The 25,720-nt window shown below is 67.8% G+C and carries 29 protein-coding genes and 6 pseudogenes; 21 read left to right on the top strand and 14 right to left on the bottom strand.

Annotated elements, in window-relative coordinates; all coding sequences use genetic code 11:
• Positions 1-163: 163 nt before the first annotated feature.
• Together BEK98_RS00645 and BEK98_RS00640 are read right to left on the bottom strand one after the other, a co-directional pair.
• Positions 164-1,163: pseudogene (locus BEK98_RS00645) on the bottom strand (IS481 family transposase).
• Positions 1,163-1,960, bottom strand: a complete 798-nt coding sequence (locus BEK98_RS00640; RefSeq protein ID WP_094214314.1) for an alpha/beta fold hydrolase — start codon at positions 1,958-1,960, stop codon at positions 1,163-1,165. Before BEK98_RS00640 ends, BEK98_RS00645 begins: the two are co-directional and overlap by 1 nt.
• Positions 1,961-1,996: 36 nt before the next feature.
• Between BEK98_RS00640 and BEK98_RS00635 the strand changes: the two genes are divergently transcribed.
• From BEK98_RS00635 to BEK98_RS00585, 12 genes and pseudogenes are all read left to right on the top strand, one after another.
• Positions 1,997-2,617 (top strand): TetR/AcrR family transcriptional regulator, encoded by a 621-nt coding sequence (locus tag BEK98_RS00635; protein ID WP_094214313.1) that lies wholly within the window; start codon positions 1,997-1,999, stop codon positions 2,615-2,617.
• Between the two features lie 305 nt (positions 2,618-2,922).
• Complete coding sequence (locus BEK98_RS00630; RefSeq protein ID WP_094214343.1) at positions 2,923-3,117, top strand: hypothetical protein; 195 nt, start codon at positions 2,923-2,925, stop codon at positions 3,115-3,117.
• Positions 3,118-3,290: 173 nt separating this feature from the next.
• Positions 3,291-3,458, top strand: a pseudogene (locus BEK98_RS51220) (DUF4158 domain-containing protein); the annotation flags it as partial.
• A 31-nt stretch (positions 3,459-3,489) separates the two neighbouring features.
• Positions 3,490-3,687, top strand: a pseudogene (locus tag BEK98_RS50780) (DUF4158 domain-containing protein); the annotation flags it as partial.
• 414 nt (positions 3,688-4,101) lie between these two features.
• Positions 4,102-4,320: a hypothetical protein gene (locus tag BEK98_RS48485; protein ID WP_143684056.1), complete on the top strand. Its 219-nt coding sequence runs from the start codon at positions 4,102-4,104 to the stop codon at positions 4,318-4,320.
• Between the two features lie 159 nt (positions 4,321-4,479).
• The gene (locus BEK98_RS00615; protein ID WP_094214310.1) at positions 4,480-4,821 is read left to right on the top strand and encodes an ArsR/SmtB family transcription factor; all 342 of its coding nucleotides are present in this window, start codon (positions 4,480-4,482) and stop codon (positions 4,819-4,821) included.
• Complete coding sequence (locus BEK98_RS00610; RefSeq protein WP_094214309.1) at positions 4,818-6,557, top strand: SulP family inorganic anion transporter; 1,740 nt, start codon at positions 4,818-4,820, stop codon at positions 6,555-6,557. Before BEK98_RS00615 ends, BEK98_RS00610 begins: the two co-directional genes overlap by 4 nt.
• Positions 6,554-6,967 (top strand): pyridoxamine 5'-phosphate oxidase family protein, encoded by a 414-nt coding sequence (locus tag BEK98_RS00605; RefSeq protein WP_094214308.1) that lies wholly within the window; start codon positions 6,554-6,556, stop codon positions 6,965-6,967. The genes BEK98_RS00610 and BEK98_RS00605 overlap by 4 nt, the downstream gene beginning before the upstream one ends.
• On the top strand, positions 6,964-7,395 hold the full coding sequence (locus BEK98_RS00600; protein ID WP_094214307.1) for an ATP-binding protein: 432 nt from the start codon (positions 6,964-6,966) through the stop codon (positions 7,393-7,395). The genes BEK98_RS00605 and BEK98_RS00600 overlap by 4 nt, the downstream gene beginning before the upstream one ends.
• 47 nt (positions 7,396-7,442) lie before the next feature.
• A complete protein-coding gene (locus tag BEK98_RS00595) occupies positions 7,443-7,844 on the top strand; it encodes an STAS domain-containing protein (protein ID WP_094214306.1) in 402 nt (133 codons plus the stop codon).
• A gap of 38 nt (positions 7,845-7,882) precedes the next feature.
• Positions 7,883-8,233, top strand: a complete 351-nt coding sequence (locus BEK98_RS00590) for a zinc ribbon domain-containing protein YjdM (RefSeq protein ID WP_094214305.1) — start codon at positions 7,883-7,885, stop codon at positions 8,231-8,233.
• Positions 8,234-8,508: 275 nt separating this feature from the next.
• A complete protein-coding gene (locus tag BEK98_RS00585; protein ID WP_094214304.1) occupies positions 8,509-8,859 on the top strand; it encodes an ArsR/SmtB family transcription factor in 351 nt (116 codons plus the stop codon).
• Positions 8,860-9,235: 376 nt separating this feature from the next.
• On the opposite strand, the gene BEK98_RS49770 is transcribed toward BEK98_RS00585, so the two are convergent.
• On the bottom strand, positions 9,236-9,457 hold the full coding sequence (locus tag BEK98_RS49770) for a hypothetical protein (RefSeq protein WP_244201682.1): 222 nt from the start codon (positions 9,455-9,457) through the stop codon (positions 9,236-9,238).
• Between BEK98_RS49770 and BEK98_RS49765 the strand changes: the two genes are divergently transcribed.
• Positions 9,456-9,662 carry a hypothetical protein gene (locus tag BEK98_RS49765; RefSeq protein WP_244201681.1) on the top strand — a complete coding sequence of 69 codons (207 nt, stop codon included), beginning with the start codon at positions 9,456-9,458 and terminating at the stop codon, positions 9,660-9,662. The genes BEK98_RS49770 and BEK98_RS49765 overlap by 2 nt on opposite strands.
• Before the next feature lie 248 nt (positions 9,663-9,910).
• Here the strand turns inward: BEK98_RS49765 and BEK98_RS48840 are convergent, their stop codons facing one another.
• On the bottom strand, positions 9,911-10,060 hold the full coding sequence (locus BEK98_RS48840) for a hypothetical protein (RefSeq protein WP_167444063.1): 150 nt from the start codon (positions 10,058-10,060) through the stop codon (positions 9,911-9,913).
• 364 nt (positions 10,061-10,424) lie between these two features.
• A complete protein-coding gene (locus BEK98_RS00570) occupies positions 10,425-10,877 on the bottom strand; it encodes a YbhB/YbcL family Raf kinase inhibitor-like protein (RefSeq protein WP_094214342.1) in 453 nt (150 codons plus the stop codon).
• Positions 10,878-11,049: 172 nt separating this feature from the next.
• Between BEK98_RS00570 and BEK98_RS00565 the strand changes: the two are divergent.
• Positions 11,050-11,298: pseudogene (locus BEK98_RS00565) on the top strand (IS982 family transposase); the annotation flags it as partial.
• A 17-nt stretch (positions 11,299-11,315) separates the two neighbouring features.
• Here BEK98_RS00565 and BEK98_RS00560 read toward each other — a convergent pair.
• Both BEK98_RS00560 and BEK98_RS00555 read right to left on the bottom strand, forming a co-directional pair.
• Positions 11,316-11,711 (bottom strand): VOC family protein, encoded by a 396-nt coding sequence (locus BEK98_RS00560; RefSeq protein WP_094214303.1) that lies wholly within the window; start codon positions 11,709-11,711, stop codon positions 11,316-11,318.
• Positions 11,712-11,833: 122 nt separating this feature from the next.
• A pseudogene (locus BEK98_RS00555) lies at positions 11,834-12,325 on the bottom strand (transposase); the annotation flags it as partial.
• A gap of 528 nt (positions 12,326-12,853) precedes the next feature.
• On the opposite strand from BEK98_RS00555, the gene BEK98_RS48480 reads away from it, so the two are divergent.
• Positions 12,854-13,333, top strand: a complete 480-nt coding sequence (locus tag BEK98_RS48480) for a DUF6193 family natural product biosynthesis protein (protein WP_143684055.1) — start codon at positions 12,854-12,856, stop codon at positions 13,331-13,333.
• Between the two features lie 338 nt (positions 13,334-13,671).
• Here the strand turns inward: BEK98_RS48480 and BEK98_RS00550 are convergent, their stop codons facing one another.
• From BEK98_RS00550 to BEK98_RS00540, 3 genes and pseudogenes are all read right to left on the bottom strand, one after another.
• Positions 13,672-15,024 (bottom strand): hypothetical protein, encoded by a 1,353-nt coding sequence (locus BEK98_RS00550; protein ID WP_244201680.1) that lies wholly within the window; start codon positions 15,022-15,024, stop codon positions 13,672-13,674.
• Between the two features lie 121 nt (positions 15,025-15,145).
• Positions 15,146-15,592: pseudogene (locus BEK98_RS00545) on the bottom strand (phosphotransferase); the annotation flags it as partial.
• Positions 15,593-15,811: 219 nt separating this feature from the next.
• Entirely contained in the window at positions 15,812-16,408 is a 597-nt protein-coding gene (locus tag BEK98_RS00540; protein ID WP_094214301.1) for a TetR family transcriptional regulator, read from the bottom strand.
• A gap of 224 nt (positions 16,409-16,632) precedes the next feature.
• Here BEK98_RS00540 and BEK98_RS00535 point away from each other — a divergent pair, with 224 nt between their 5' ends.
• From BEK98_RS00535 to BEK98_RS00515, 5 genes are all read left to right on the top strand, one after another.
• Complete coding sequence (locus BEK98_RS00535; protein WP_244201679.1) at positions 16,633-17,604, top strand: alpha/beta fold hydrolase; 972 nt, start codon at positions 16,633-16,635, stop codon at positions 17,602-17,604.
• Positions 17,605-18,089: 485 nt separating this feature from the next.
• A complete protein-coding gene (locus BEK98_RS00530; RefSeq protein WP_244201678.1) occupies positions 18,090-18,677 on the top strand; it encodes a TetR/AcrR family transcriptional regulator in 588 nt (195 codons plus the stop codon).
• A gap of 297 nt (positions 18,678-18,974) precedes the next feature.
• The gene (locus BEK98_RS00525; protein ID WP_094214299.1) at positions 18,975-19,796 is read left to right on the top strand and encodes an alpha/beta hydrolase; all 822 of its coding nucleotides are present in this window, start codon (positions 18,975-18,977) and stop codon (positions 19,794-19,796) included.
• 277 nt (positions 19,797-20,073) lie between these two features.
• Positions 20,074-20,754 carry an alpha/beta hydrolase gene (locus BEK98_RS00520; RefSeq protein WP_094214298.1) on the top strand — a complete coding sequence of 227 codons (681 nt, stop codon included), beginning with the start codon at positions 20,074-20,076 and terminating at the stop codon, positions 20,752-20,754.
• 165 nt (positions 20,755-20,919) lie between these two features.
• Positions 20,920-21,573 carry an FMN-dependent NADH-azoreductase gene (locus BEK98_RS00515; protein ID WP_094214297.1) on the top strand — a complete coding sequence of 218 codons (654 nt, stop codon included), beginning with the start codon at positions 20,920-20,922 and terminating at the stop codon, positions 21,571-21,573.
• A 26-nt stretch (positions 21,574-21,599) separates the two neighbouring features.
• Here BEK98_RS00515 and BEK98_RS49760 read toward each other — a convergent pair whose 3' ends face one another.
• Genes BEK98_RS49760 through BEK98_RS00495 form a run of 4 tightly spaced genes read right to left on the bottom strand, consistent with a single transcriptional unit; the run spans position 21,600 to position 24,665 of the window.
• The gene (locus BEK98_RS49760) at positions 21,600-21,908 is read right to left on the bottom strand and encodes a fumarylacetoacetate hydrolase family protein (RefSeq protein WP_279635436.1); all 309 of its coding nucleotides are present in this window, start codon (positions 21,906-21,908) and stop codon (positions 21,600-21,602) included.
• A gap of 50 nt (positions 21,909-21,958) precedes the next feature.
• Positions 21,959-23,140 (bottom strand): NAD(P)/FAD-dependent oxidoreductase, encoded by a 1,182-nt coding sequence (locus tag BEK98_RS00505; RefSeq protein WP_094214296.1) that lies wholly within the window; start codon positions 23,138-23,140, stop codon positions 21,959-21,961.
• Positions 23,137-23,475 (bottom strand): bifunctional 3-phenylpropionate/cinnamic acid dioxygenase ferredoxin subunit, encoded by a 339-nt coding sequence (locus BEK98_RS00500; protein WP_094214295.1) that lies wholly within the window; start codon positions 23,473-23,475, stop codon positions 23,137-23,139. The genes BEK98_RS00505 and BEK98_RS00500 overlap by 4 nt, the downstream gene beginning before the upstream one ends.
• Complete coding sequence (locus BEK98_RS00495) at positions 23,472-24,665, bottom strand: cytochrome P450 (RefSeq protein WP_094214294.1); 1,194 nt, start codon at positions 24,663-24,665, stop codon at positions 23,472-23,474. Before BEK98_RS00495 ends, BEK98_RS00500 begins: the two co-directional genes overlap by 4 nt.
• A 127-nt stretch (positions 24,666-24,792) precedes the next feature.
• Between BEK98_RS00495 and BEK98_RS00490 the strand changes: the two genes are divergently transcribed.
• Positions 24,793-25,713 carry a LysR family transcriptional regulator gene (locus BEK98_RS00490; RefSeq protein WP_167444062.1) on the top strand — a complete coding sequence of 307 codons (921 nt, stop codon included), beginning with the start codon at positions 24,793-24,795 and terminating at the stop codon, positions 25,711-25,713.
• Positions 25,714-25,720 lie beyond the last annotated feature (7 nt).

Here is a 25,720-nt window from a genome sequence, read left to right as displayed (position 1 = left end):
CGCTGCTACGCCACTCGTCGGGAGGCCATCCCTGTAGTGGTGGAACGCCGGTGTGCTGACTGTCCGTCGGGGCGGGGAGTTGGGCCAGGGATCGCTGTTGCCGGGCCTGATCCACGCGTAAGTAATTCCGTCGATCGCTCAGGCGGCGGCCCGTAGGGTGCCCCTAATTGTATGAGGCCATGACGTTGGTGACGGTCTGCCCGAGTGTTGCTGCGAGTGGTTGTCCGTCGAGGGCGGTGTGGGGTCGGTGGTAGTTGTAGTGGATGTTCCACACCGCCAGCGCCTGGGCACGCTGTGTTTCGGAGGTCCAGGTACGCGCGTACAGCTTCTGCCAGGGTCCGGTTGTACCGTTCCACTTTCCCGTTGTGCCGGGGTGTGTACGGTCGGATCCGTTGGTGCCGTGAGCCGAGTAGGGCGCGGGTGAACACGTCGGCGTGGTAGCAGGCGCCATTGTCGGTGACGAGCCGTTCGATGCGGGTGATGCCGTGTGCGGCAAATCACGCCCTGGCTCGGTGCAGGAACGCGATCGCCGTCGAGGCTTTCTCATCCGGCAAGGGCTCGGTGTAGGCGAGGCGGGTGTGCCCGTCGATCGCGGAGTGCAGGTATACGTACCCTCCGCGGCCGGTCTTCTTCTTGTTCCGGCTGACTGCCCGCGAGTAGTCGCTGTTTCGGCCGTGGGCTCGCCATCCGCCGCCGTCAGGTATCCGTCCGACCTTCTTCACGTCGATGTGCACCATGTGTCCTGGCCGGCGAGCGGTGATTGTGCGTGGTTTCCGAGTGGTGTGGCCGTCGGGGTCGATGAATCGTCGTCTGCTCAGACCGAGATGGGCGAGGTGCCGGGTGACAGTGCGTCGGCTCACGGCGTGCGCGGTTTGACTGAGTTCGAAGGCGATCCGTCCTGCGGACCACTTGTGGTTTCGGTGCATCTGCTCGATCCGCTCCACTGCCTCGCCCGGTGTGGCTGTGGGTTGGTGGTGGGGTGTGGATGATCGGTCGTGTAGGCCGAGCTCACCGTGACGACGGTACCGGTTGACCCACTTGGAGGCGCATGCCCTGGAGATGCCCATCTCTGCAGCAACGTGGGCGATCGGACGTGACTTGCATCGCTCGACGAGTCGCCTGCGGCCCTCAATGGAGAGCGGCGCATTGGCAGGGATGCCCATCAGGTGGCGGCGAGGTTGTTGAGCAGGTGACCAAGCCCTGCCGGCGCCTGAATGTGGGCCAGGTGACCCTGGCCGGGGAGTTCGTGGATTCTGGCGTGAGCGACGTGCTGCCGTACGTTGTCGAACGACGTTCCGTAGGGGGCTGCTCCACGGTTGCACTGGCCGATGATCAGGTCGACTTGATCTGCCTGTCGCGCCATCACATCCAGAGGCGGCGCCGTGTTGAGCGCGTCGAGTTCGGCGTACAGCGGTCCGCTCAAGCGGCGCAAGACCGCCCAACCGTGCTGATCGGCCCGAAGATCCTCGACATGCGCAGCGGAGAAGCCGGAGATCTGACGATTGACGATCTCGACGCAGCGATCCCAGTCCGTCGTCTCCGCCGCGCTCTTCAGATCCGGCAGCGCATGGCGTCCGAACGGCTGCATCACCGGCTCGTAGGCGATCACCTGGGGAATGGGGCGATCGTTGGCGGTCAGCAAGGTGATCAAGCCGCCGTAGCTCCAGCCGAAGAGCGCCCTCGCGTTGTCGAACTCGTCAAGGACCACGCCGAGGTCCTCGACCTCTGTCCGCAGCGAGTAGGAATCGGTCAATGGTCCCGAGGAGGCACGTCCCCGGCGGTTTACGACTATCACTGAGGGCCAGGCCGCGATGGCGCCCGCAACGCGGCGCCACGTATGTGCATCGCTCATCACGCCCGGGACGACGACGAGGCCCGGGGCATCCGGCTCCCCGTACACATCAACCGTGACCCAACTGTCCCCGCCGACTGCAAGCTTCTTCTGAATCGTTCGCTCCATAAATCTATTATGGAGCGAGCGATCTACAATGCAAGCGTGACCGAACGCCACCGTGGACGCCCCCGAGCCTTCGACCGCGACCGCGCGGTCCTCGAAGCCGCTCGCCTCTTCTGGCGACGCGGCTACTCCGGCACCTCGACCCGCACCCTGACCGCAGCCCTCGGGCTCTCCACCTCCAGCCTCTACGCCGCCTTCGGCAGCAAGGCCGGACTGTTCGAGGAAGCGGTACGGGCCTACGCCGAGCGTTACCGCGAGATCTACCAGCAGGCTGTCGCCGAGAAGGACATCCAGACCGTCATCGGACGCATCCTGACCGACTCGGTCCACGAGTTCACCCAGCCAAGCGACACACACCCGGGGTGTCTCATCAGCAGCGCCGTGATGACCGACAGCACAAGCACGCTCGATACCAGCGCCTACGTCGCCGAACTGCACAGCTCGAACGAGCAGGCCCTCCTCGTGCGCATCGAGCGAGCGGTCCAGGACGGGGAACTAGCCGCAGGCACCAACGCAGCGGTCCTGGCCGGGCTCATCCAATCCGTCTGGCACGGATTGTCAGTGCGGTCCAACGTCGACACGGCTCGCGAGAACCTGCTCGCGACGGCGCAACTTGCTCACCAGCTGATCTGCCAACAACTCACGTCACCAACGTCCTGACCCGCAACACCTAATGCTTTCGCCAGGTTGCCCGGAGGGACAGCTGGCGCGGCGTGAATTCGCGGACCGGTGTTCGAAGACCGGCTGGCCGGGTCGAGGGGAGTGGACGGATGACGGCTTTTGAGTGTGCGGAGTGCGGTCGGAGCCTCAGCCGAGACGTCGAACTGCTCGCGCAACTGGCGACGCATCACGCCGATGGGGTGGGGCTGGGCGAGATGCCGGAGCCTACGATCCCTCGCGGCCGCTACGCGATTGACCCCAAGCCGTTTACTCACGCGCGGGTGCCGGGTCCCCCTGGTGACATCGTGCTTCACCCTGAGGACTCAGTGGGGCTACGGGAGCACCCGGACGAGCGCCGGTCGGAAGGCTGTTGCGGCCCGGAGGGCCTGTTCGGCATCAACCGCATCTGCCCCTGCGGGGCCGAGGTGGGCACGCTCCTGGCCGACTGCTGGACGGCCTCCGAGCTGCACCTGCACCCGACGCGCGTCCGGGCCGCCTGAGCAGCGTGCAGCACCCGAGCTGCCAGGAGCGGGCGGCCGTCTCGGCGCGGACGAGAGTGTGGGGCCCGACCTGCCGCCAAGCGCGAGTCAGGGTGCCTACACTCGGGCGGCCCGGAGCGCCGGCGGCCTGGCCCCCTCAGCTTTCTGGATCCAGTCCCGAGTAGGTGGCCCTGATGGTGACGGCCATGTCTGTGAACTCCCGCGCGAGCTCACGGGAGGCCGTGGAGCTCTCCAGCGCGATGGCCGCGCTTGTCGCGCGGAACAGAATCGGCTGGGCCGTCCAACTCGGTACCGTCCGCTACCTGGGCACCTTCCTGAACGACCCCGAGAAGGTGCCCGCCGTGGCGGTCGCCTGTCGCCGAGCAGCTCGAGGCCCGCTGGGACCACCAGGAGCAGATCTGCGCCGGCTACGGGTACACCAAGTTCGAGTTCGACCGGTGGTTCGCGCTCGCCCGCTGGCTCTATCAGCGGGCCTGGATCGGCAACGAACGCCGCACCCTGCTGTTCGACCTCGCGATCAGGCGCCTGGTGGACAAGAAGGTGGTGCTGCCCGGGGTGGCCGTGCTGGAGCGGCTGGTCTCCGGCACCCGCGAGCGGGCCGAGAAATGCCTGTGGACCTCCCTCGCCGCGGCGCCGGCCGCCGAGCAGGCCGAGCGATTGCGGCAGCTGGTCGGAGGTCTCCACCAGGAGTCACTCAGGGTGGTAGTTGATACCTTCGGCCTCACTTTGGTGGATTCGAGGTTCCTGAACTTGCTGCTGCGGATTCACCACATGACTGATCTGCGTGTGGCCGGACCCAGAGGCCGCAGCTGCAGCACGTGCTGGAGATCACCGGGGCTGGTGCGGTCCTGGACGTGCGGGCGACAGTGGAGGACGCTGTGGCATGCCCCCGCGTGGTGTCACGGTGAAGCCGGCGCCGTCTCCAAGCCCGTGCGGTGCTTGGCGAAGCTATCTGTCGGCATGTTTCCGGCGCATGCTGGTGGCATGGATGGGCGCCCTCCGGTGGTTGTGCTCCCGCCCGCGCAGGACGGCGGACGGCGGGTGACGATCCGCGGTGAGCACATGGGCAGTGCCTACAGCTTGTTCGACGTTCTCGAGTTCCTGCACCGCGCTGGTCTGCCGACCGCGGACATGGCGATCGACGATCCCGAGCTGATCGAGTGGCGCGGCGGCGGGCCGTACGACTGGCCCGACAGCGTGTAGGCGGCCCCTCATCCATGCAAAACGGAGCAAGTCGGATATCGGAATTGCGAAATTTCGCAATTGGTTAGATGCTGTGTTTGCTGTGCTCGCAGGTGGCCAGGGGCACAGCTTCTATGCGTTCGCCCCTGGCCGGGGGCTTTGCGAAGAAGTCGAGGTGTCGTGTCGGTTCCGCTGTATCAGGCCAAGGCCGAGTTCTTCCGGATGCTGGGGCATCCCGTGCGGATCCGGGTACTGGAGCTGTTGCAGGATGGGCCGACGCCGGTGCGGGATCTGCTGGCCGCCATCGAGGTGGAGCCGTCCAGCCTGTCCCAGCAGCTGGGGGTGCTGCGCCGCTCGGGGATCGTCACGTCCACCCGCGAGGGTTCGACCGTCGTCTACGAGCTGGCCGGTGGTGACGTCGCCGATCTGATGAAGGCCGCGCGCCGAATCCTGACTGAGATGCTCGCCGGGCAGGGCGAGCTGCTGGCCGAGCTGCGGGAAGCTGAGGTCGCCGCCGGATGAGCACGATTCTCGTCCGGGAGGCCCTGGCTCGGATCACCTCGCTGCTGCCCTCCCGCTCCGACCTGGCGGAGGTGCGGCGTGATCCGCGTCGGGACCTGCTCGCCGGCCTCACGGTGGCGATCGTCGCGCTGCCCCTCGCCCTCGGGTTCGGCGTGTCTTCCGGACTGGGTGCTGAGGCGGGCCTGGCGACTGCTGTGGTCGCCGGCGCGCTCGCAGCCCTGTTCGGCGGTTCGAACCTCCAGGTGTCCGGGCCGACCGGGGCCATGACCGTCGTCCTCGTACCAATCGTCGGCCAGTACGGGCCCGGCGGTGTGCTCACTGTCGGCCTGATGGCGGGTGTCATGCTGGTCGCCCTGGCTGCACTGCGGGCCGGGAAGTACATGCAGTACGTGCCCGCGCCCGTGGTCGAGGGCTTCACGCTCGGCATCGCCTGCGTGATCGGGTTGCAGCAGGTCCCGAACGCACTCGGCGTGCCCAAGCCCGAGGGCGACCGCGTCGTCGTCGTCACCTGGCGCGCGGTGGAGGAGTTCGCGAAGGGGCCGAACTGGACCGCCGTCGGGTTCGCCGTGGCGGTGGCCGCGGTCATGCTGGTCGGTGCCCGGTGGCGGCCGACGGTCCCCTTCTCCATCGTCGCCGTGATCGCCGCCACCCTCGTTGCGCAGGTAGCCCACCTGGACGCGGCCAAGCCGATCGGCGACCTCCCTGCCGGCCTGCCTGTCCCCTCGCTGTCCTTCCTCGACCTCGGCTCGTTGGGCACTTTGCTCGCCCCGGCGGTGGCCGTCGCGGCTCTCGCCGCCCTGGAGTCCTTGCTGTCCGCGTCGGTCGCCGACGGCATGACGGTCGGGCAGAAGTATGACCCGGACCGTGAGCTGTTCGGCCAGGGGCTGGCCAACATCGCCGCCCCGCTGTTCGGCGGCGTACCGGCCACCGGAGCGATAGCACGCACCGCGGTCAACGTACGGACCGGAGCGAACTCCCGGCTGGCCGCGTTCATGCACGCCGCGGTCCTCGCGGTGATCGTCTTCGCCGCGGCACCCCTGGTGGCGAAGATCCCGCTGGCGGCGCTGGCGGGCGTCCTGTTGGCCACCGCCATCCGCATGGTCGAGGTCGGCTCGCTGAAGGCCATGACCAAGGCCACTCGCTCGGACGCGCTGATACTCGTCCTGACCGCTGCCGCGACCCTCGCCCTCGACCTCGTCTACGCCGTCATCATCGGCCTGGTCGTCGCGGGCGCCCTTGCCCTGCGCGCCGTCGCCAGGGAGGCCCGCTTCGACCAGGTGCCGCTCGACCGGGGCGACCACACCGCCGAGGAGCACGCCCTGCTCGCCGAGCACATCGTGGCGTACCGGATCGACGGGCCGCTGTTCTTCGCCGCCGCCCACCGCTTCCTGCTGGAGCTGACCGAGGTCGCGGACGTACGGGTCGTCATCCTGCGGATGTCCCGGGTGTCCACGATGGACGCGACCGGCGCCCTGGTCCTGAAAGACGCGGTCGAGAAGCTGAAGCGGCGCGGCATCCTCGTTCTGGCCTCCGGTATTCGCCCCGGTCAGCGCCAGGTCCTCGACTCCGTCGGCGCGCTGGACCTGCTGCGCCACGAGGGCCGGGAGTACGCCACCACGCCCGAGGCGATCCGGGGCGCCCGCGACCACCTGGGGATGGCCGGAGTACTGCCCGCCATCCCCGCCCAGAAGACGAGCCCGAAGACCACAGACGCCAAGGAGGAACCAGTCCGATGAGCACGCCCTCCAGCACCCCGCGCATGGTCGAGGTATCCGGCGCGGAGGCGCTGTGGCTGCTGGAGGGGGCGGCGCTGGGACGGCTGGTGTTTGTGCAGCGTGAAGTGACCGTCGTACGGCCCGCACGGCACGTGTGGGAGTACGGCCGGCTGATCGTGCGCACCCCGGTCCAGCCGACTGTGGTCCCCGAGGCCGTGACGTACCACCTGGACGAGGTCCGGGCCGCCACCGGCACCGGCTGGACGGTGACCGTCGCCGGCCCCGCCGAGGTGATCGCCGATCCCGACGAGGCCGCCCACTATCGCCGCACACTCGCGGGCTGGACGCACGGCCCGCACGACACGATCCTGCGCGTGCACCCCAAGACGGTGACGGGTTTCCGCCTCGCCCACGGGGTGGAGAGCCGATGACCACGCAACTCGAGGCGCTGCCGCACCGCCACGTCCTCACTCTCCCCGCCGAGCCGTCGGCGGTTCGCGTGGCCCGCGAGACTGCCGAACAGGTCCTGGTGGAATGGGGCATCGGGCTGCGCCACCCCGCCGTGGGTCCCGCCCTGCTGATCCTGAGCGAGCTGGTCACCAACAGCGTCCGGCACGCCACCATCCTGTCCCCGCAGCTCACCGTGTTCTACGCCGCGGGCAGGGACTGCCTGGCCTTAGCCGTCCACGACCGTCACCCCTACCAGCCCCCGCTGTACGCGTCGGTCAGCGGCACGGGCAACGGTGCCGGGGGCCTCGGCACCGTCATGGAACTCACGCTCGGTCTGGGCGGCACCGCAGTCGTGCGCGGCGACGGCGACGGCAAGGGCAAGAGCATCTGGATCACCCTGCCCCTCTGACCCGGCACACGGGGCCGACGGGCTGACTGCACAAGGAAATTGACGACATGACCATCGATTGGCACTACGCCCTCGTCGAGGGGGACCTGGGCATTCTCTCCGTCGCCGGATACCTGGGCCCGGAGGCGGCCCGTCGCTTCGGCGGCGCGATCGGCTGGGTCGTCGCCCGCGGCACCGGGCCGGTCATCGTCGACCTCAGCGAACTGCGCAGCTGGTCCGCCGAAGGCCAGCTGGCCATCGCCGAGGCCGCGCGCCGCCTAGCCCAGGCGGGCCGGAGTCTGGAGCTGGCCGCCATCCCAGCCGACGGCTCCCTCGTCCCAGCCGGCGACTGCCCCGACATCCCCGTCCACAGCGACCTGGCCGCCGCCCTCGCCACCCACGCTCAGCCAACGTCGGCTCCCGAGGACGGGCAGCAGCAGGCGTGGCGCACTGACGGCTGGCCCAGCTGACGTCCGTCTCGACCCTTCGACTGAAATAGGATCGCGTAATGAGTGAAAATCTTCCTCCTTGCCCCGAATGCTACGGTGTGTACGCCTACGAGATGGGTGTGCTCCTCGTCTGCCCGGAATGCGGCCATGAGTGGTCGCCCTCCGACGAGCCGGCCGGCGAGGGCGGGGACAAGGTGATCAAGGATGCGGTCGGCAACGTGCTCGCCGACGGCGACACCGTGACGGTGGTCAAGACACTCAAGGTCAAGGGCAGCCCGACCGGAATCAAGGCAGGCACCAAGGTGCGCAACATCCGCCTCGTCGACGGGGTGGACGGCCACGACATCGACTGCAAGGTCGACGGGTTCGGCGCCATGCAGCTCAAATCCAGCGTGGTCAAGAAGGTGTGATCTGCCGAGCGGGACGGCCCACCGAACGACAGCCTCGCCGTACAGACGTTACTGAAGCGCGCAAACCTCCCTCCCCCCGACCTCAGTAATTGCTAATGTCCGCAATTACTGAGGTCCTCACCGCTGGATTCAGCGGCTCCGCTCCTCGGTGCGGATCCGGTCCTGCCGGTGCCGCACGGGAGGATGGGCCGCATGTTGCTGACAAGTGGGTGGTTCCGATGCGCAGAGGCCCGGCCGATGCGGCTGTGCCGTTGTGTCGGGGAGGTGACGGGTCGGTGAGTACGCCGCTGTACCAACTGAAGGCCGAGTTCTTCAAGACCCTCGGCCACCCGGCCCGCATCCGCGTGCTGGAGCTGTTGAGCGAGCGTGAGCATGCGGTCGCCGAGATGTTGCCCGAGGTGGGCATCGAGCCTGCCCATCTGTCCCAGCAGCTCGCCGTGCTGCGGCGGGCGAACCTGGTCCGGACTCGCAAAGAGGGTTCAAACGTGTACTACTCGCTGACCAGTCCGGAGGTGGCGGAGCTGTTGCGAGTGGCGCGCACGATCCTGTCGGGCGTGCTGGCGGGACAGGCGGAGCTGCTCGCCGACCTGCAGGCGGCCCAGACGGAGGGGAAGCCGCCGTCGTAGCGACGGCCCTCGACCGGCGCTTCCGCGAGCTGGACAGCGCTCTGCGGCACCGGGAGGCGGTCGACTGCGGGGAGTTCAGCGGCGGGTACGGCGTCGAGGGCGCGGTCTCCGATGTCGTGCCGGTGGATCTGGCCGTGCCTGAGTGCCCGCCGGAGCCGGAAGCGATCGTGGCGGCGCTCAGGAGAGTGACCGGAGGGTGAGCGCGATTCCGGCCCCCCTCGCGACGGCCACAGGGCTGGGCGGCGCGGGCGCGCTGGCTGGACTCGGACTGCCGCACAGGGTACGCATCCCGGTCGTCGGAGTTCTGACGTCAGGTGGGGGGAGCGGGTGGTATGGCGGGCGTGGCTGCACTGGGCGGAAGCCGGTAGGCGGCCGTCTACTCCAAGCTGTTGCCGCTGGTGGGGCGCATGTGGCGGTGGATGCGCTGGCGGGGCTGTTCATGGCGGTGACGGGAGTCGTCGTAGCCGCGGTCGCGGTGTACGGCATCGGCTACGCGGCCGGGCACGGCGCGCACCATCGGGTCACGGTCGGCGCAGATGGTGCTGCCATTGTTCGTGCTCAGCCTCGTGCTCGTGCCCGTGGCGGCATCGTTGTCCATGATCCTGATGCTGTGGGAGCTGATGGCGCTCGGTTCGCTGCTGCTGGTGCTCGCCGAGCACAGGGAGCGCCCTTCGATACGGCAGGCCGGCGCCCGGGGCGCCGTGATGACCCACCTCGGCCTGGTCCTGCTGCTGGCCGGGCTCGCGCTGCTCGCCGCCTACAAGGCGGTGGACCTGCGCGCCGACGCCTCGGGCGCGCTGTGACTGGCGGCCGGCGGGCGGCCTCAGACAAATACGGGCACCCGGCGGCGCCGGGAACGCAACTCCTTGGCCCGGGTTGAGGAAATACGGGGGCAGCCATCACGTATGGGCCCCAAGCCGCCGGTCGCACTCTCGCCGATTTGAGCAGGGTCTGACCGGCGACGGCACCCATGCCGGGTCAGGGCACGGGACATTCTTCGGGACTCGCGGGCCATGGAGACCGTGATGGGGACGTCCGGGCATCGGCTCCGTTACGTCGGCCGCATGTCGAGGCCGAACTGGTTCAGCAGTCCTTCGGCGAGATCGGTGGCACCAGCGATGAGGGCCTCATCGTCGGCGAAGGGGGCCAGATCGCTGTGGGCGGGTTGAACGGTGCGCGGCTGCCGTGCCCACTCGGCCACCTCGGGGCGCCCGTGATCGAGGACGACGGGGGTGAACCGGAGTCCGCTGCTGGGCTGGGTCTGCAGGACGGCCCGGAGCTCGATGGGAGTGTCCGCGCAGAGCCAGGCGGTGCTCGTGGACCAGGGCGACGGTCTCGAAGACCGCGCTGATGAGTACCGGTGAGGACACCGGTAGTGGGACTGCCGGGTGACTGGGCGGCAGGGCGAGGTGGGAGAGGTCGACGGCGGTGACGACGGTGCCGTCGTGATGCAGCTCTACCAGCAGGCCGCGCCGACGTGTGGCGCGGGCCGGGACGAGCATGTTGGTGTCCACCCAGCGCCGCAGGCCCTTGCGCGGATTGTTGTCGAGCAGATCGGGGAAGAGTCAGCGCTGATAGGTCCCGACCAGAGTGCCGGAGGCCAGCTCCCTGCCCTTCAGGGCACGGTGCACGTCCTCGACGCCCGGGCGGTCGTGCAGCGGCAGCGGCTCGGACAGGGCGTACAGGCGGAAGAAGTACCGGTGCGGCCCGTGCCCCGGTGGAGGCATCGGCCCTCCCCAGCCCACGCGCCCGAAGCCGTTGGGCCACGGCAGGCCGCTCTGGGGCTCCTGGCCCTCCGCCACCCCGGTCGTCCCCGGATCGACGCCGGTCACCAGCCAGTGCAGGAAGGTCGTCCCCGGCGCGTCCGGGTCCTCGCACAGGAGCACAAGCTCCGCGGCCTCCTGCGGCACCCCCGACCAGGTCAGGGGAGGCGAGATGTTCTCCCCCTCCCCGCTGTACCGGCGCGGGATCACCGCTTTGTCGTCGAACGCAGTGCTGCTGAGTTCAATTCCGCTCATGCGCGCCGCCATACCCGAACAACAGTGGCGCCCACACCGGTCCGCACGCCAAAACCCCCGTTCGGCCGAGACCACCCGGCCGCCCTCAGGAGCGGCGTTGAAGATGGCAGCATGCCGACGAGGATCCTGCTCGAGGGCCGCCCCGGCGCGGGCAAGACGACCGTCAGCTCATTTGGGGCCGACCCGCAAGGGCGAACCGGAGCGGCCCGGAGCCGAGCTGTTCAAACCACTGCGGCAGGTCATCGAGTCGGTCAACGAGACCTTCAAGGGCCAGCTCGACCTCGAACAGCACCATGGCCGCACACCTGCCGGCGTCGTCGCCCGCATCATGCAGCGCGTCCTCACACTGACCACCGCCATCTGGCACAACGACCAGAGCGGACAGCCCGTCCTGCGCTCACTGACCGCCTACGACCACTAACCCTTGGGAGTGAACATCTAGTTGGACGGTGCCAGGGTGCGCACGACGTCGAACTCGTTGCCCTCGGGGTCGGCCATGACCACCCAGCTCCGGCCAGGGCCCTGGCCCACGTCCGCCTTTGTGGCGCCAAGGCCAACCAGCCTGGCCACCTCGTCGTCGGTACTGCCGTCGATCGGGCTGACGTCCAGGTGGAGCCGGTTCTTCATGGTCTTGCCCTCGGGCACCCGGATAAAGAGCAGGGTGGGCGGCATCTGGCGGGCCCGGACCTCCTCGACGGTCGGCTCCCAGGAGCCGATCTCGACCTTGCCCTCGCTCCGGTCGATCACCTTGAAGCCCAGGACTGCGCACCAGAAGGCCGCGAGCCGTTCCGGATCGTGGCAGTCGACAATCAACTCGGTGAACCTACTGGTCATTACTCCCCCAGAGTGTGCGGACGGGTGCTCAGCCTATGGGGCCGCGCCGCCCCTCCGGTCCGGAATCGCTACGACCACGAACCCTTGGAATCGATCATCTAGGGTCAGTGGAATGACACACTGCCGACCGCCAGGACCGGGGTGCGCATCCCTCGGCGGGCGCAGTCGCGCAGCAGGTCCGGCCAGGACTCGCCCGACTCGCGGTAGCCGACCTTCAGCGCGACCAGCTCCTTGGAGCCGTCGGCGCGCACGCCGACCAGGGCGAGGACGCAGGCTTTGGCCTCCTCCAGGCGGACGTTGAGGTGGATGCCGTCGGCCCAGACGTACACAGAGTCGGCTTCGGACAGGTCGCGGCCCATGAAGGCGACGTGGTCTGCCTGCCACTGCTGGGTCAGCCGCGTCACCGTCGCCGGCGGCAGTCCGGCCGCGCTGCCGAGGAACTGCTCCAGGGCGGGCACGAAGTCGCCTGAGGACAGGCCGTGCAGGTAGAGCAGCGGCAGCACATCGCTGATCTTCGGCGACTTGGGGCACCACGTCGGCAGGATCGCTGAGGAGAACCGCTTGCGCTCGCCCGTGGCCTCGTCGACGCGCTTGTCGTTCACCCGCGGCGCCTGACGGCGTACGGTCCGCCACGTTGAGCGGGCCGTTGGCCAACCGCACCGGGCCCCGAAAGCGGTTGGCGGGGTGCCTCCCGTTCTCAAGAAGTTCGATTTGGCCGCAGCGGACCGCCTTTCGGAGTGCTGTACCTCTGCTGTCGGAAGTCGTGAACAAAACCAGGCCTGGGAGCCTTGCCGTGTCCGGCTCGCCTGCCCGGACACCATAGACAGCAGTCTCATCTGGCTGATTCGACTTCTCGATGGTCAGATGGTCGAGATGTGGACCTATCGGCTCAGCACTCCATGATGCCGCCGATCCACAGGTATTGACGATTGCTCGCCAGGGGACCTCGACGCAGTGACTGCCGACCTGACCTTGCCCTGGAGCTCCGGGGTCGTCGAAGGACACGTAAACCGGGTGAAGACGCTCAGGCGGGCCATGTACGGCGGCGGCTCGTTCCGACTCCTTCGGATACGCATTCTCACCCGGCCATGATCTTCGTTATGAGAGCACCGGTTTCAGGCAACGGCCGCGACACTATGACAGTGGACGCGAATGACGAGACCTGCGATCAGCAGTTGCCCCTGCCTCCGAGACCAGTTCTGCCAGACATGGCTGCAGCACGCAGTCGCGGGCCGGCTGACGTTGTCGAGGCCCATTGGCAGTCCCTACGACTCAGCTGGCAGTGGAGGCATGCAGTACACCAGATCCGCTCGCCTGGGCGCCCGTATCCGGGCATCGTTGCGCTGCTGGAGGCCGCCGCCGCTCAACCACGACTCCGGCGGCTGTATCCGTTCACGAGCCACTTCGCCCTGCTCTTCAGCAGCTCCACCAGCTACCCTTGGACTGTGCAGGCCGGATCGATCGAGCCCCTGGACAACGGACGGTTAAAGGTTCGCCGACGCAGTCCTTTCGGCGTGATCGGCGAAGTCGGGACCGCCGAAGAGGCCGTGGCCCTGGTGCTTGAACTCCTGCCCGCCGGCCCCGAGCCCGTCATCACCGCCTCCGCGGACGAGCACGTGTGACGGTGCGTAGCCACGCCCGTCGATATCAGCACCCCGCGGCCTCTACTCGAGATCAGTCACGAATGAGCGGCCAGAGCCTTGAAATCGGCCGCCTCCCGCTCGACGGTGACCCAGACCTGCTCAGTGGATCTCCCCACGTCGCGTGACAGCCGGCCGGGTCCAGGGCCGGGGCGGACCGACTCGGCCGCCGACCGCCTGCTGAAGGCGGCTTGCGCCAGAGCCCGCGTACGCGTGAGAGCTGGTGCCTGGGGGAGGCGGCCCTTCATAGCGGTGTGCGCGCACCTGGCGGTACGGCGGAAGGCCCGGACGTGACGGTTGGCGGGAGGGATTCGCAGGACTCAGATATGGGGCCAGTCCTGGCTGGTGGTCACCTCGCGTGCGATGCGACGCCACTGGGTCTCTCCGCCGGGCAGGGGCCAGGCCCAGGTCAGCTGTTCGGCGGTGTTCAGTTCGTGGAGGAGGCGGACGAGCTGTGGGCCGGCGGTGGCGGCGCCGTCCGGGACTGTGGGGCCGTGGACGGCGCGGAGTTCGGCGAAGCGTGCCAGTTCGTACTCGTAGAAGTCCACGGCCTCATCGGTGCGTGCGGCCAGGTCATCGCGCGGCACTGTGCGGTGCAATTGCAGTAGCGGAGGCTCGACGGACTCGGCGATCGCCGCGGCGAGCCGCGCGTGACCGTCCAGGATCAGATGGCAGTCCAGGCCGCTGACCCACCACAACAGGACGGGTGGGAGCGTTCCTTCGCGGGCCTGCTTGCGGTAGGCCTTGACCCGGCTGTCGTCGGCATCGGGCATCGGCCGCAGCGGAAGGACCTCCCACGAACCGGAATGGACGAACCAGTCGATGTATCCGTCCGGATGGCCGTCGACGAGCATCGAGCTCCAGTACTCGGCATGCGAAGTATCAGCGTGGCGCCAGCGCCGGAGCGGACTCTCGTGCGAGAGCAGCCACCGGCCCTCGTGCAACGGGCTGTCCGGCGAGTCGATGAGGTACTGCGCAAAGCGGTGAGCCCAGCGTTCCGGGCTGCCCGCCAGGGCGCGCGCTGCATCGGCGCGCAGTGGCGGGACGAAGGAGCGGTACTCGTCGGTGCGCCAGAAGTCCACGCCTAGGAGGTGCTCGTCGACAGCGGCGAGCAGCACAGGCTGCGACAGCTGGGAGACCAGCAGTCGGTGCCCGGCAGTGAACACGCACAGCCCCGGCTGGTGGCGGTCGTGTACGTCCAGGGACAGGCCCACCCACGTGCCGTCGTCCCGCGTGACATCGCTGCGCTGCATGCCGAGAGCGTAGACGGCTGCTGCGGGGGACCCCGATGGCGCAGCGGTTCCAGCTTGGTTTGAACGGCTGACGTCGACGCCCAGCATCTCGCCGACCTGCCGGGCCATGACCGGTCCGGCGGCCTGCCGCACGGCGGCGACGATGCGCTGGTAGTCGGGCGGGAGCATGGTCTCCTCCACGTCCGGCGTACGGTGCGGAATCAGCATCACCGCACGGCCGCCCGCCTGCCCAGGTCCGAGGCCGGCCGAGGCGCGTTCGTCGGCGAGCTGCTCGCTCACCCGATCAAAGACCCGTTCGGCGACGGCGAGTTCGTCCCGCTCGGCCCGTACCCCTGCCAGCTCCTTGGCCAGCTGTTCTTCGAGTTCGTCCAGTTCCGCGCACCGCGCGGTGATCCGTTCCAGCAGTTCGGGATCCAGCATGCGTCGGATCGTAGAAGTCCGTCCGACCGCCACGGGAAGGAACCGGTGAGCCTCTCATCCGTCGGGCTACCTTCTCGACGTCGGTGACCGAAGGGCCCAGACCGAGGTACTGCCAGCAGACACGAGCGATGTCGTGGATCCGCGCGCCAGGCGCAGCAAGGTCCCAGTCGATGAATGCCACCGGCCGAAGCTCGCCACCGCACAGCTGATGGACCGTGTTCTTGGGCGACAGGTCGTTGTGACACACGACCTCTTGATCTCCGGCCAGCGGGGTGCCAGCCGTCAGGTCATGGAACTCACGCACGAGCCGGGCGACCGTCACTAAGCTTTCGTCCGATGACACAGCAGCAGGTTGTCGCGGCTCCCATGCCACGTGGCCATCGAGGTAACTGAGGACTTCACGGCCCTCGTCGTCCACACCGAGATGCCGCGGAGCACCACCCCAGCCACTGGCTTCAAGCAACCTCAGCAGATCACCCACAGACTTCGCCGAGGCTGGACGGTGCACCGTGTCCCCGACACGAACGACCGCATTGACCAAACCTCCAGGCAAGGACGACTCAGGCATCCATCCGCCTTGCCTGATCGCTACATCTGACGCTCATGACTTGTCCCGACGTTTGATCCGCCCCAGGACAACTCCGCCAGATGATCTACTCCGCAGACTGCCGCCCACGACCAGCGCGAGCACCGCGATAGACGAGCACACCACCCCTTTGACCTGCGACGTAAAGTTGGCGGGGGCTCAGTCCGCCGTCCTCTTCCATTCCAGCCTCGACCCGCACCGTCAGGAGTTGGAAGCCGAAGATGGGGTGCTTGCGGTGCCTGCGCCGGCCTGGCGCAGGCAGCACTTCAGTCGCTCCAGGTAGCCGTCGAAGGGTTCATCCGGACCCCATGTCTGGTACGCCGTGTTCTGCGCCGCGAGTGCGACGTTGAGCTTCAGGGCCGCCGGCATGGGATCGCCCTCGGGGGTACGCGATGTCGTCCACTCGCGCAGGTCGGCGAGGAACTGCTCACCCACCACCTCCCAGCTGGACTGCGCAAGGGCGGGGGAGCGGTCCTTCAGTCGCCGTTGCAGCGGAATCCGGTCCCCGAGGAGCTGATTGAAGCCGACCAGGATCGCCGTCAGGGAGTCCCACAGAGGCTCATCGGCCGGGCGGTCGGCCATCAGAGCCCGCCAGTGCTCCCGCTGCTCGGGATCCTGGTCGAAGACCACGGCTTCCTTACTGGCGAAGTAGTTGAAAAAGGTGCGGGGAGAGACGTTCGCGGCGGCGGCGATCTCCTCGACGCTGACGGCCTCGAACCCGCGCTCCTCGAACAGCTCGAGTGCAGCGGTCCGGATGGCGCGCCAAGCCGCCAGCTTCTTACTTTCACGCAGACCCATGGCTCATCCTCCCGACTCGATCATACCGAACTGCACTCTCTGCATGTTTGCAGGCGCTGCAAAATTCTGTATGGTGGAGCCCGCCGCGACCGGATCTCCCCGGGATCGACAGCTCGTTCGCATCTGCCGCGTTGTCCTGAGTTGCCCGCGCCCCTTACCACCGTCCGCAATTGCGCGCGAAGTCGCGCCGGCAACTCGCCCACCACAGCCCACGATCGACACCTATGACAGAAGGACGCATCACCACCATGAATGCCTACTCCGAAGGACCCACGACCGTCGCATCCGTCGAGTCGGAAGAGCCGCTCAGCCCCGGCTACGACGCGGCCACAAAGGACGACGCCGAGTTCAACAAGGACTTCCGGCACTGCTTCACCACCATTGACGACGTGCAGATGCACTACGTCATAGGCGGCGACGGCCCGCAGGTCATGGTCCTGCTGCACGGCTGGCCCCACAGCTGGTACGTGTACCGCGAGATCATGCACGCGCTGCTGCCCGGCCGTACCGTCATCGCGATCGACCTGCCGGGCATGGGCGACTCGACCGGAAACCCGTCCTCGATGGCCCGCACGGTTCTGGCCACCTACGTCCACCGGCTGCTCGACCACCTCGGCTACCGCAAGAACGTGCAGGTCGTCGCCCACGACTTCGGCGTCGGTGTCGCCTACGCGCTGGCCGCCCAGTACCGCGAGCAGGCAGCGGGGCTGTTCCTCATGGACTACGTACTGCCTGGCAAGAACGCGAAGGCCGCCAACCTCGAATCCATGCTGTGGCACTTCTCCTTCAACAAGCAGAACCCACTCGCGGAGGAACTGGTCAACGGCCGGGTCGAGACCTACCTCACCTTTTTCTTCCAGGCGTCCAAGTCCGGCGTCGGCGAGCCCGTCTCCGAGCGCGAGCTGGCCGAGTGTGTCCGGGTGTACTCCCGACCCCAGGTCCTGCACGCCGGCATGGAGCTGTACCGGGTCTGGGCCCAGGATGAGGCCGACAACACGAAGCTGCAGGAAACCCCACTGACCATCCCGGTCCACCTGCTCACGCAGGCCGGCTTCGCCCCGATCATGCTGCCGGCCATCCAGGACGCCGCCCCCGACGCCACCGGCAGCGAAGCCCCCGGCGCCGGGCACTACCTCGTCCACGAAGCCCCCGACCGCGTCCTGGCCGAGATCAACGCCTTCTTCCCGGTTCCCTGATCCGCACCCGCTGACCGACTCCACGGTCAAGGGCCCCAGCGTGCCACCAGCGGCGCTCGGGGCCCTACCGTGCTGCAGGCAACGAGTGCGCCTGGTCCCAGACACTCATGACCGGATACGCCAGTTACGCCGTCAAGGTGATCAACCGCATCCCACCGGGCCGGCCAGCTAGGCCCCTCAGGAACTGGTCCTACCCCTACCCGCCGACGACCGCTTTCAGCCCGCGGCCGGAGATTGCGCCGACAGGCTATGTACTCGGGGAAATGCGTGGCTCTATCGCCGCGCCGTGTGCGTTCGATCGTTGGTGCCTTCGGCGAGGTGGACGGCGGTCACGTGGACCGGTGGGTAGCCACCACGGCGGGTGGTACCGAGCCGGTCCGCCCCATGTGGACGCATCGACCCTTGGAGTCGCAGCGACCGAATGCCACTCCCAGCGAGGAGCCTTGCTTTCCCCTCATGGAAAGAACGTTCCATATACTTTCTGTATGTCGAACGTGGAGAACATGCCTGTGCAGGGTCGCCGGTCAGAGGCGCGCGAGCGGCTGTTGGCCACGGCGAGCAGGCTCTTCTACGCCGAGGGCATCCGGGCGGTCGGGGTCGACCGTGTCATGGCAGAGGCCGATGTCGCCCGCGGCACCTTCTACCGACACTTCGAGGGCAAGGACGACCTCGTACGCGCCTACCTCGTCGCACGGGACCAGCGCATACGCGCCGACTTGGCCGCCGCCAAGCAGGCGGCCGTCAGCCCGACGGCTTTCCTCGAGACCGTGGCGCAGGGTATCGGCGAAGAGATGTGCGGCGTGGGTTTCCGCGGATGTCCGTTCATCAATGCCGCCGCTGAGTACCCGGAGCGGAACAGTGCGGTCCACCAAGCGGTACTCGCGTACCGGGACCATTTCCACGAGGTGGCGCAGGATGCGTTCCGGCAGGTCGGTGTGACCGACTCCAAGCGGTCGGCCGATGCGATGGTGGCTCTGCGTGACGGCGCGATGATCGCCGCCTACCTGGGGGATCCGCAGACGGCAAGGGGCACCCTGGTGCATGGCGTCGCCGCCCTTCTGTCTGATCGCTGACGTGTGATCCCCGTTCTGGTCGAGGGGGCGATCTCCTGATGTCTGGCCACCCCCGCAGATCAACCCCCGCAGTGCCAGCCCTCCTCACCCCCGAAACTCCCTGACCTCCCTCGGCCTCGCCGCAGTCTGTGCCGCCACGAACGACTCCCCGCTGGTGAGCTGATCGGATCGCGACGGCGGGCCACGCCGGGACGTCCGTTGCGCGTGTGACGAAGCCGTCACCCCCCTCCGCTTGTCGCTGGATCGATCGCTCGCTACTTTCAAAGTGAACAGAACGTTCTATCTCTTGGAGCCCTGATGACTGGCCCCCAGAACGACACAGCGGGCACCGTCGTACTCGTCCACGGCCTCTGGATGACCCCTCTCAGCTGGGAGAAATGGGTGCAGCACTACCAGGCGCAGGGCTACCGGGTCCTTGCACCTGCCTGGCCCGGTCTGGATGGCGAGGTGGAAGAAATCAGACGTGATCCGGCGCGCATCTCCGGACTGGGCCTACGCGAGGTGATCGCTCGCTACGAGGAGGTCATCCGCAGCCTGGAAGAGGCGCCCATCATCATGGGGCACTCCTTCGGCGGCGCCATCACTCAGATTCTGCTCGACCGAGGCCTGGGCAGTGCGGGCGTGGCCATCGACTCGGCTGCCGTCAAGGGTGTGCTCCCACTGCCGTACTCCACCCTGAAGTCAGCCTGGCCGGTCCTGCGTAACCCCGCCAACAGGAACAAGGCCATCGCTTTGACACCGCGGCAGTTCCACTACGCCTTCACCCACACCCTCAGCGATGAGGAGTCCACCGCCGCCTACGAGCGCTACCACGTGCCCGGATCGGCACGTGTGCTCTTCCAGGGAGCATTCGCCAACCTCACCCCCCGCGCCGCCACGAAAATCAACTTCCGCAATCGGCGGCGACCGCCCCTGCTGTTCATCGCCGGCGAGGCCGATCACATCGTGCCACCGAAGGTGAACAAGGCCAACGTGCGCCTTTACCGCAAGTCCCCCGCCGTCACCGAGTACCAGGAGTTTGCCGGCCGCTCCCACTTCATCGTCGGCCAGGAAGGCTGGGAGGAAGTGGCTGACTTCGCGCTCAACTGGGCTGCTCAGCACACCCGCTCCCGCACCTGACTGCGTATGCCTGCGACACCCCAGGCGAATGGGGTGCTCAACGACCGCCTCTCCCCATCGGTGTTCCCGCCGCAGTCGGCGCCACTTCAACCATCTGACTGAGCAGGACTTCCCCAGTCCTCCTCGGCCACCTCGCGCAGCCGCCGCCAACGCTGCAGGGCAGACGATCGTCCTTCACCGCGAGCGCCACCTGACTGTGCAGGGCACCGTCGATCGACCAAGCCCTGTCGTCAACGCCCTTAGTCAACGCCCATCTGACAACTCTTCTGGAGTTCCCATGACCAATATCATTCTCGTCCACGGCCTATGGGCCGACGGCTCCTGCTGGAGCGAGACGATCACCGAGCTGCAGACGCTCGGGCACAGGCCCGTGGCGGTCCAACTCCCCCTGGATTCCCTGGAGCACGACGTCGATGCCGTACGCCGGACACTGTCGACCGTCGACGGACCGGTGCTGCTGGTCGGCTGGTCGTACGGCGGCGCCGTGATCACCAACGCGGCTCAGGGGCAGGACAAGGTCCAGGCGCTGTCGTACATCGCCGCCTTCATGCCCGACGAGGGCGAGTCGGTGAGCGACATCGTCCGCCGACGCGCCGGCAGTGTTCTTCCCGAGACTCTGAGGGTCACCGAGGACGGCCACTCCTACATCGATCGTCTTGCCTACGGCACCGCCATCGCCGCCGACGCTCCTGCCGAACGCACCGCACTCGCGAGCGCGGTGCAGAAGTTCGCCCGTCTCGGCATCGACGGTTCCCCATCCGGCACACCGGCCTGGCGAGACCTGCCGTCGCACTACCTGGTCGCCTCGGAGGACCGCGTTCTGCCCGCAGCAACGCAGCGTGAGCTGGCCGTCCGCGCGGGCGCCGAGACCACCGAGTGGGCAACTGGACATGGCCCTATGTACGCGCGGCCCAAGGAACTGGCCGCCTACCTCGACGGCATCGCGAAGGGTTTGTGACGCTGTCCTCGGTGCCGCCATTTGCTGACGACGAGCGTGTCGCAGGCCATACACGGTCCTCAGTGGGCGTGAAGAAGTAAATGCCTATGTCATCCATAGGTACGCACGGAAGGGGTGACCTCCCTAGCCGGCGCCCCTTTCGCATTCGGAACATTGGAGATCCTCATGGCAACCTTGCTGCACTTGGACTCGGCCCTGTGGCCGGAGTCCGCCTCCGCCTCCCGGGCAGTCACGGCCGCATTTCGCACGGCCTGGGAGCAGCAGCACCCTGACGGCACTGTGATCTATCGGGACCTCAACGCGGATCCGGTGCCGCATCTGGGCACCCTTGCCGCGTCCGCGGGTTACGCCGACCCCACCGAACACAGCCCCGAGCAGGCGACGGCATTCTCCGCGCGGCTCAAGCTGATCGAGGAACTGGAGACCGCGGATGCCGTGCTCATCGGCGCCCCGATGTACAACCTCACGGTCCCCTCCACGCTGAAGGCGTGGCTCGACCAGGTGATCCTCATGGGTCGCAACGCAGGAGTGGAGAGCTCCCCGACGAAGGGCATACCGGCATACGTCGTGGCCAGCCGTGGCGGTTCCTACGCCCAGGGCACCCCGCGTGAGGGCTACGAGTACGTCCAGAACTACCTGCAAGCCGTCCTCGGCGACATGCTCGGCATGGAGGTCGACTTCATCGTCCCTGAACTCACCCTGGCCCACACCGTCCCGGCAATGGCCGAACTGATCCCGCTTGCCGAGGCTTCCAAGGCCAAAGCACACGAGGATGCGATCAGCAAAGGCGAGGCGGCGGCGCTCAACGCTGTCGCCTGACATCTACTCCGCTCGGTCCCGGCGTCCTACCGGGACCGAGCGTCTGCCCGCCGGAGGCAGGCCCTTGAGGACCAGTTCGTGCCGCTACCGGGCCTGGGGCATGCCGGCATCCGGTGGGGGAGTAGGTGCGGGGTGACAGTCGGGAGGGCGACGGTGTCGCGGATCGTGCCGACCTCGTCGATCGTCATGGTCACTTCATCTCCGGGCTTGATCGGAGAGCAGCGCCGGCCCTCGCGTTCCCACTTGTCGGCCAGGCAGCCATTCCCCGTGGTTCCGCTGCCGATGATGTCGCCGGGGCGTACCCGGGTACCGCGGGACGCGTATCGCCTGCGGATACGTCTGGCGTGCGAGAGACGGGCACGGTCCTCGACCGGGAGTGCTTGGCCTACCGAGTCGCCCAGGCGCTGCGAAGTTCGCGTTTCAGCCGGCCGAATTCCCTGGGACTGTCGACAGCGAGCGCCCCCGAGATCGCGCCGTCGCGGCGGTACACAGCCGCGAAGCGGTCCTCGTAAGACCCTGCCAAGAGCTCCAGTTGGTCGTTGGGGCCGGGTCGGCCCGCTATCTGGAGGCGAACGCCGTACTGGTCCGACCACACATAAGGCAGCGGATCGTACACCGGCAGATCCGTGGGATCCTGCCCGCGCATCGTGGCCAGCAATGACCGGGCCGCGGTGACCGGCATGTCACGTGCGTTCGTCCAGTGTTCGATGCGCAGTCGGCCGCTGCGGCAGCGATACGCAGCCACGTCTCCCGCCGCGACGACTCCAGGCGCGGTGGTACGGCACCACTCGTCGGTGAGCACGCCGTTGTCACAGGAGATGCCGGAGCCTGTCAGCCACTCGGTGTTGGGCGCGGCGCCCACCCCGATGACCACCACGTTCGCGGGTAGCGAGCGGCCGTCGGACAGCGTCACCTGGCGCACCCTTTCCGGGCCGATGAGACCCGTCACGCTCACGCCGGTCACCAGGCGGACCGCGTGGTCCGTGTGCAGGCGGCAAAGGATCTTGGCGGCTGCCTGCCCCAACTGGCGCAGCAGAGGGGTGCGTTCGTACTCCACGACGGTTACCTCGTGTCCCAAGGCACGCGCGGAAGAGGCGACCTCTGCGCCGATGAATCCACCGCCTACCACGACGACCCGACCCGGGCGGGACAGGTCCTCGCGCAACCGGAGTGCGTCGTCGAGCGTGCGCAGCGAGTGGACTCCCCGCAGGTCCGATGTTCCGGGGAGGCTGCGAGCGCGGGCTCCGGTCGCGATGATCACCCCGTCCGCGGGCAGGGTGCGGCCGTCGGCCAAGGAGAGCGTTCGGGTGGCCGGATCGAGAGCGGTGGCTCCTGTTCCGGACAGCCATTCGGCATCGAGCGCCGCACGCTGCTCTTCATCCGTGAGCGCCAGGTCCTGGCCGTCGGACTTGCCCAACAGGACCTGCTTGGACAGCGGAGGCCGGTCGTATGGCGCCGCGGTTTCCTCGCCGACGAGTACGAGACGTCCGCCGTATCCCTCGGTTCGTAGGGCTTCCGCGGCTCGGACGCCGGCCAGTCCGGTACCCACGACAGCGATCGTGGTCATCGCGCTGCCTCCCGGGCCACCGCCACTGACGCCTCGTCGACACACACCATGCCGGCGACGACCTCGACATCGTGGGTACGGATGGGGCGTCGCGCGGGCGGGCAGTCGGGCTTGCCGGTGCGCACGTCGAAGCGCGACTCGTGCAGGGGGCATTCGATCTCGTGTCCGTCGAGCCATCCGTCGGAGAGCGACGCAGTCTCGTGCGAGCAGGTGTCGTCGACGCAGAAGATGCGTTCACCGACCTTGATGAGTGCCAGGGGGACCGGCAGATCGGGTGTAGCGATGCGGGTGACGGTACCGGGGGCGAGATCCTCGACGGGGCAGAGCTTGATCACTGTGCCGCTCCCTTCGTGCGACCGGCGCCTTGGCGCATGTCGACCGACTCCGGCCCGCGGAACATCCAGCCGGCCAGATTTGGAGTCCGGGCGACGCGCAGCCCGGGAAGAGAGGCGAGCAGCACCGGAACCGCGGTCCGCAATTGCTCGCGCGCCAGATAGGTGCCGAGGCAGTAGTGGGCGCCGAGCGAGAACGCGAGGTGATCGGGAAGGTCTGGTCGGTCGATGTCGAAGGTGTCCGGGTCGGCGAACTTGCGCTCGTCCCGGTTGGCCGACGCGGCGAGCGCCAGCAGCTTGTCCCCGGCGCGCAGGGTTACGTCCCCGACCGTGTAGTCGACGGCGAGCTGCCGCGGGAAAGCCCCGACTGGTGTGAGCCAGCGCATGGTCTCCTCGATGGCGGCGTCGAGGGCGGCCGAGTCGGCCATAACGCGGTCCATGAGCTTCGGCTGCTCACACAGTTGCCACACCAGAGTGGCCAGCGCGTGCCAGGGCTCGTTGAACCCGCCGGCGATCATCAGGCGCACCTGGGTGGCGATCTCCGCGGCGGTCAGCGGCTCGGCGATGTCGGCGTGCACCATCGCGGAAATCACGGTGTTGTCCGGAGCGGACGTCACGCGGGTGATGGCTTTGCGGACCCGTTCCCCCACTTCTGCCCGAGCGCGTCCTGCACGTGACCAGACCACCGGGTCGTCCTCGTGATTGGCCAGGCCGGCGATGAAGGCACCCGACCACTCGACCACCTGCTCGGTCGATACGTCGGGCAGCCCCGCAGTCCTCATCAGCGCCTGAGCGGCGAACGGTGCAGCGAAGTCGGCCACCAGGTCGAACTCCGGTTTCTTCGCCACCTGCTCGGCGAGTTCCTTCGCATGCGAGGTGAGCCCCGCCGACCACTGCTGGCGCACGTTGCGGCGCTTGAGGGGCCCGTCCACCGCGGAGCGCAGCCTGCGATGGACGTCGCCGTCGGTTCGGATCATGACCAGCCCCATGGTGCGCTCGGCGAGCGAGTTCTCCTGGTGGGCGGTGAAGATCTCGGGATGCTCGTCGACGAAGACGACGTCCTCGTAGCGGCTGACGAGCCACATGCCGAGCCCGTCCGACCACGCCCAGGGCTCTTGGCCCCTGAGCTCGCGGTAGATGGGATGCGGGTCGGCGTAGAGGTCTTTACTGGTGAGTTTCCTTGCGATGGGCATGGCGGCTCCTCACAGAGGGTCGGCCAGATCGGCTTGCGACGACTGTGGAGCACGCCGCCTGACCGGGGAATACTCTGGAATCTGCGAATCAACCGGAAACAACCACAGGAATCCTGGGGTATGGACCATGACGCTCTCGCTGCGACAGCTCCGGTACTTCGTGGCGGCGGCCGAGGCCGGAACCATCGCGGGCGCCGCGGCGCGCGAGCACATCTCCCAGTCGACCGTCGCGCTGGCCATCGGCGAACTGGAGCGCGCCCTCGGAGTCCAGTTGTTTCTGCGACGGCAGGCCAAGGGGCTGACCATCACCCAGGCCGGACTGGCGGTTCTCGCCGACGCGCGTCCGCTGCTCGCCCACGCGGACGAACTGGTGTCCAGCGCGCGCAGCTTGGGTGGGCGGCTCTCCGGGAACCTGGTCATCGGCTGTTACACGACCTTGGCTCCGTTCCTGATGCCCGGCGTGCTGGAGGGCTTTGCCACGGAACATCCGACGGTGCGGCTGAGCTTCATCGAAGGCTCGCAGGTAGAACTGCAGGCGAGACTGCTTGACGGCAGCTGCGAGATGGCGCTTCTCTACGACCTCGACCTGCAGCCGGGCGTCCACCACGAGGCGCTGTACCACACCCGGCCCCACGTGCTGCTGCCCCGTGGGCATGCGCTGGTACGAAACGGCCCCGTGAGCTTGTACGACCTGGCGGACGAACCGATGATCATGCTCGACTATGCGCCGAGCCGGCACTACTTCACGCAGCTGCTGGAGTCGCTGGAGCTACGTCCTTTGATCCGCCACACGACGAGCAGCTTTGAGACGGTGCGGTCGCTGGTGGCTCGGGGCCTCGGCTACTCACTGCTGATCCAACAGCCCGCCCCCGCTGTCAGCTACGAGGGCCTGCCGCTGGCGGCGTGCACGATTCGGGAGGACGTACCGGAGATGCCCGTACTGCTTGCCTGGCCCGCCCGAGCGAAGCTCACCAGACGCGCCAAGGCGTTCGCCGAATTCTGTCATCGGACGCTTGCGTCCGGGCCGGTGCAGCCCGGTCCACGATGAGCACACG

The sequence above is a fragment of the Streptomyces diastatochromogenes genome (assembly GCF_002242805.1).
GTDB classification, from domain to species: domain Bacteria; phylum Actinomycetota; class Actinomycetes; order Streptomycetales; family Streptomycetaceae; genus Streptomyces; species Streptomyces diastatochromogenes.
Note: the sequence above shows the minus strand (reverse complement) of the source record. Positions and strands in the feature narration are given on the sequence as shown.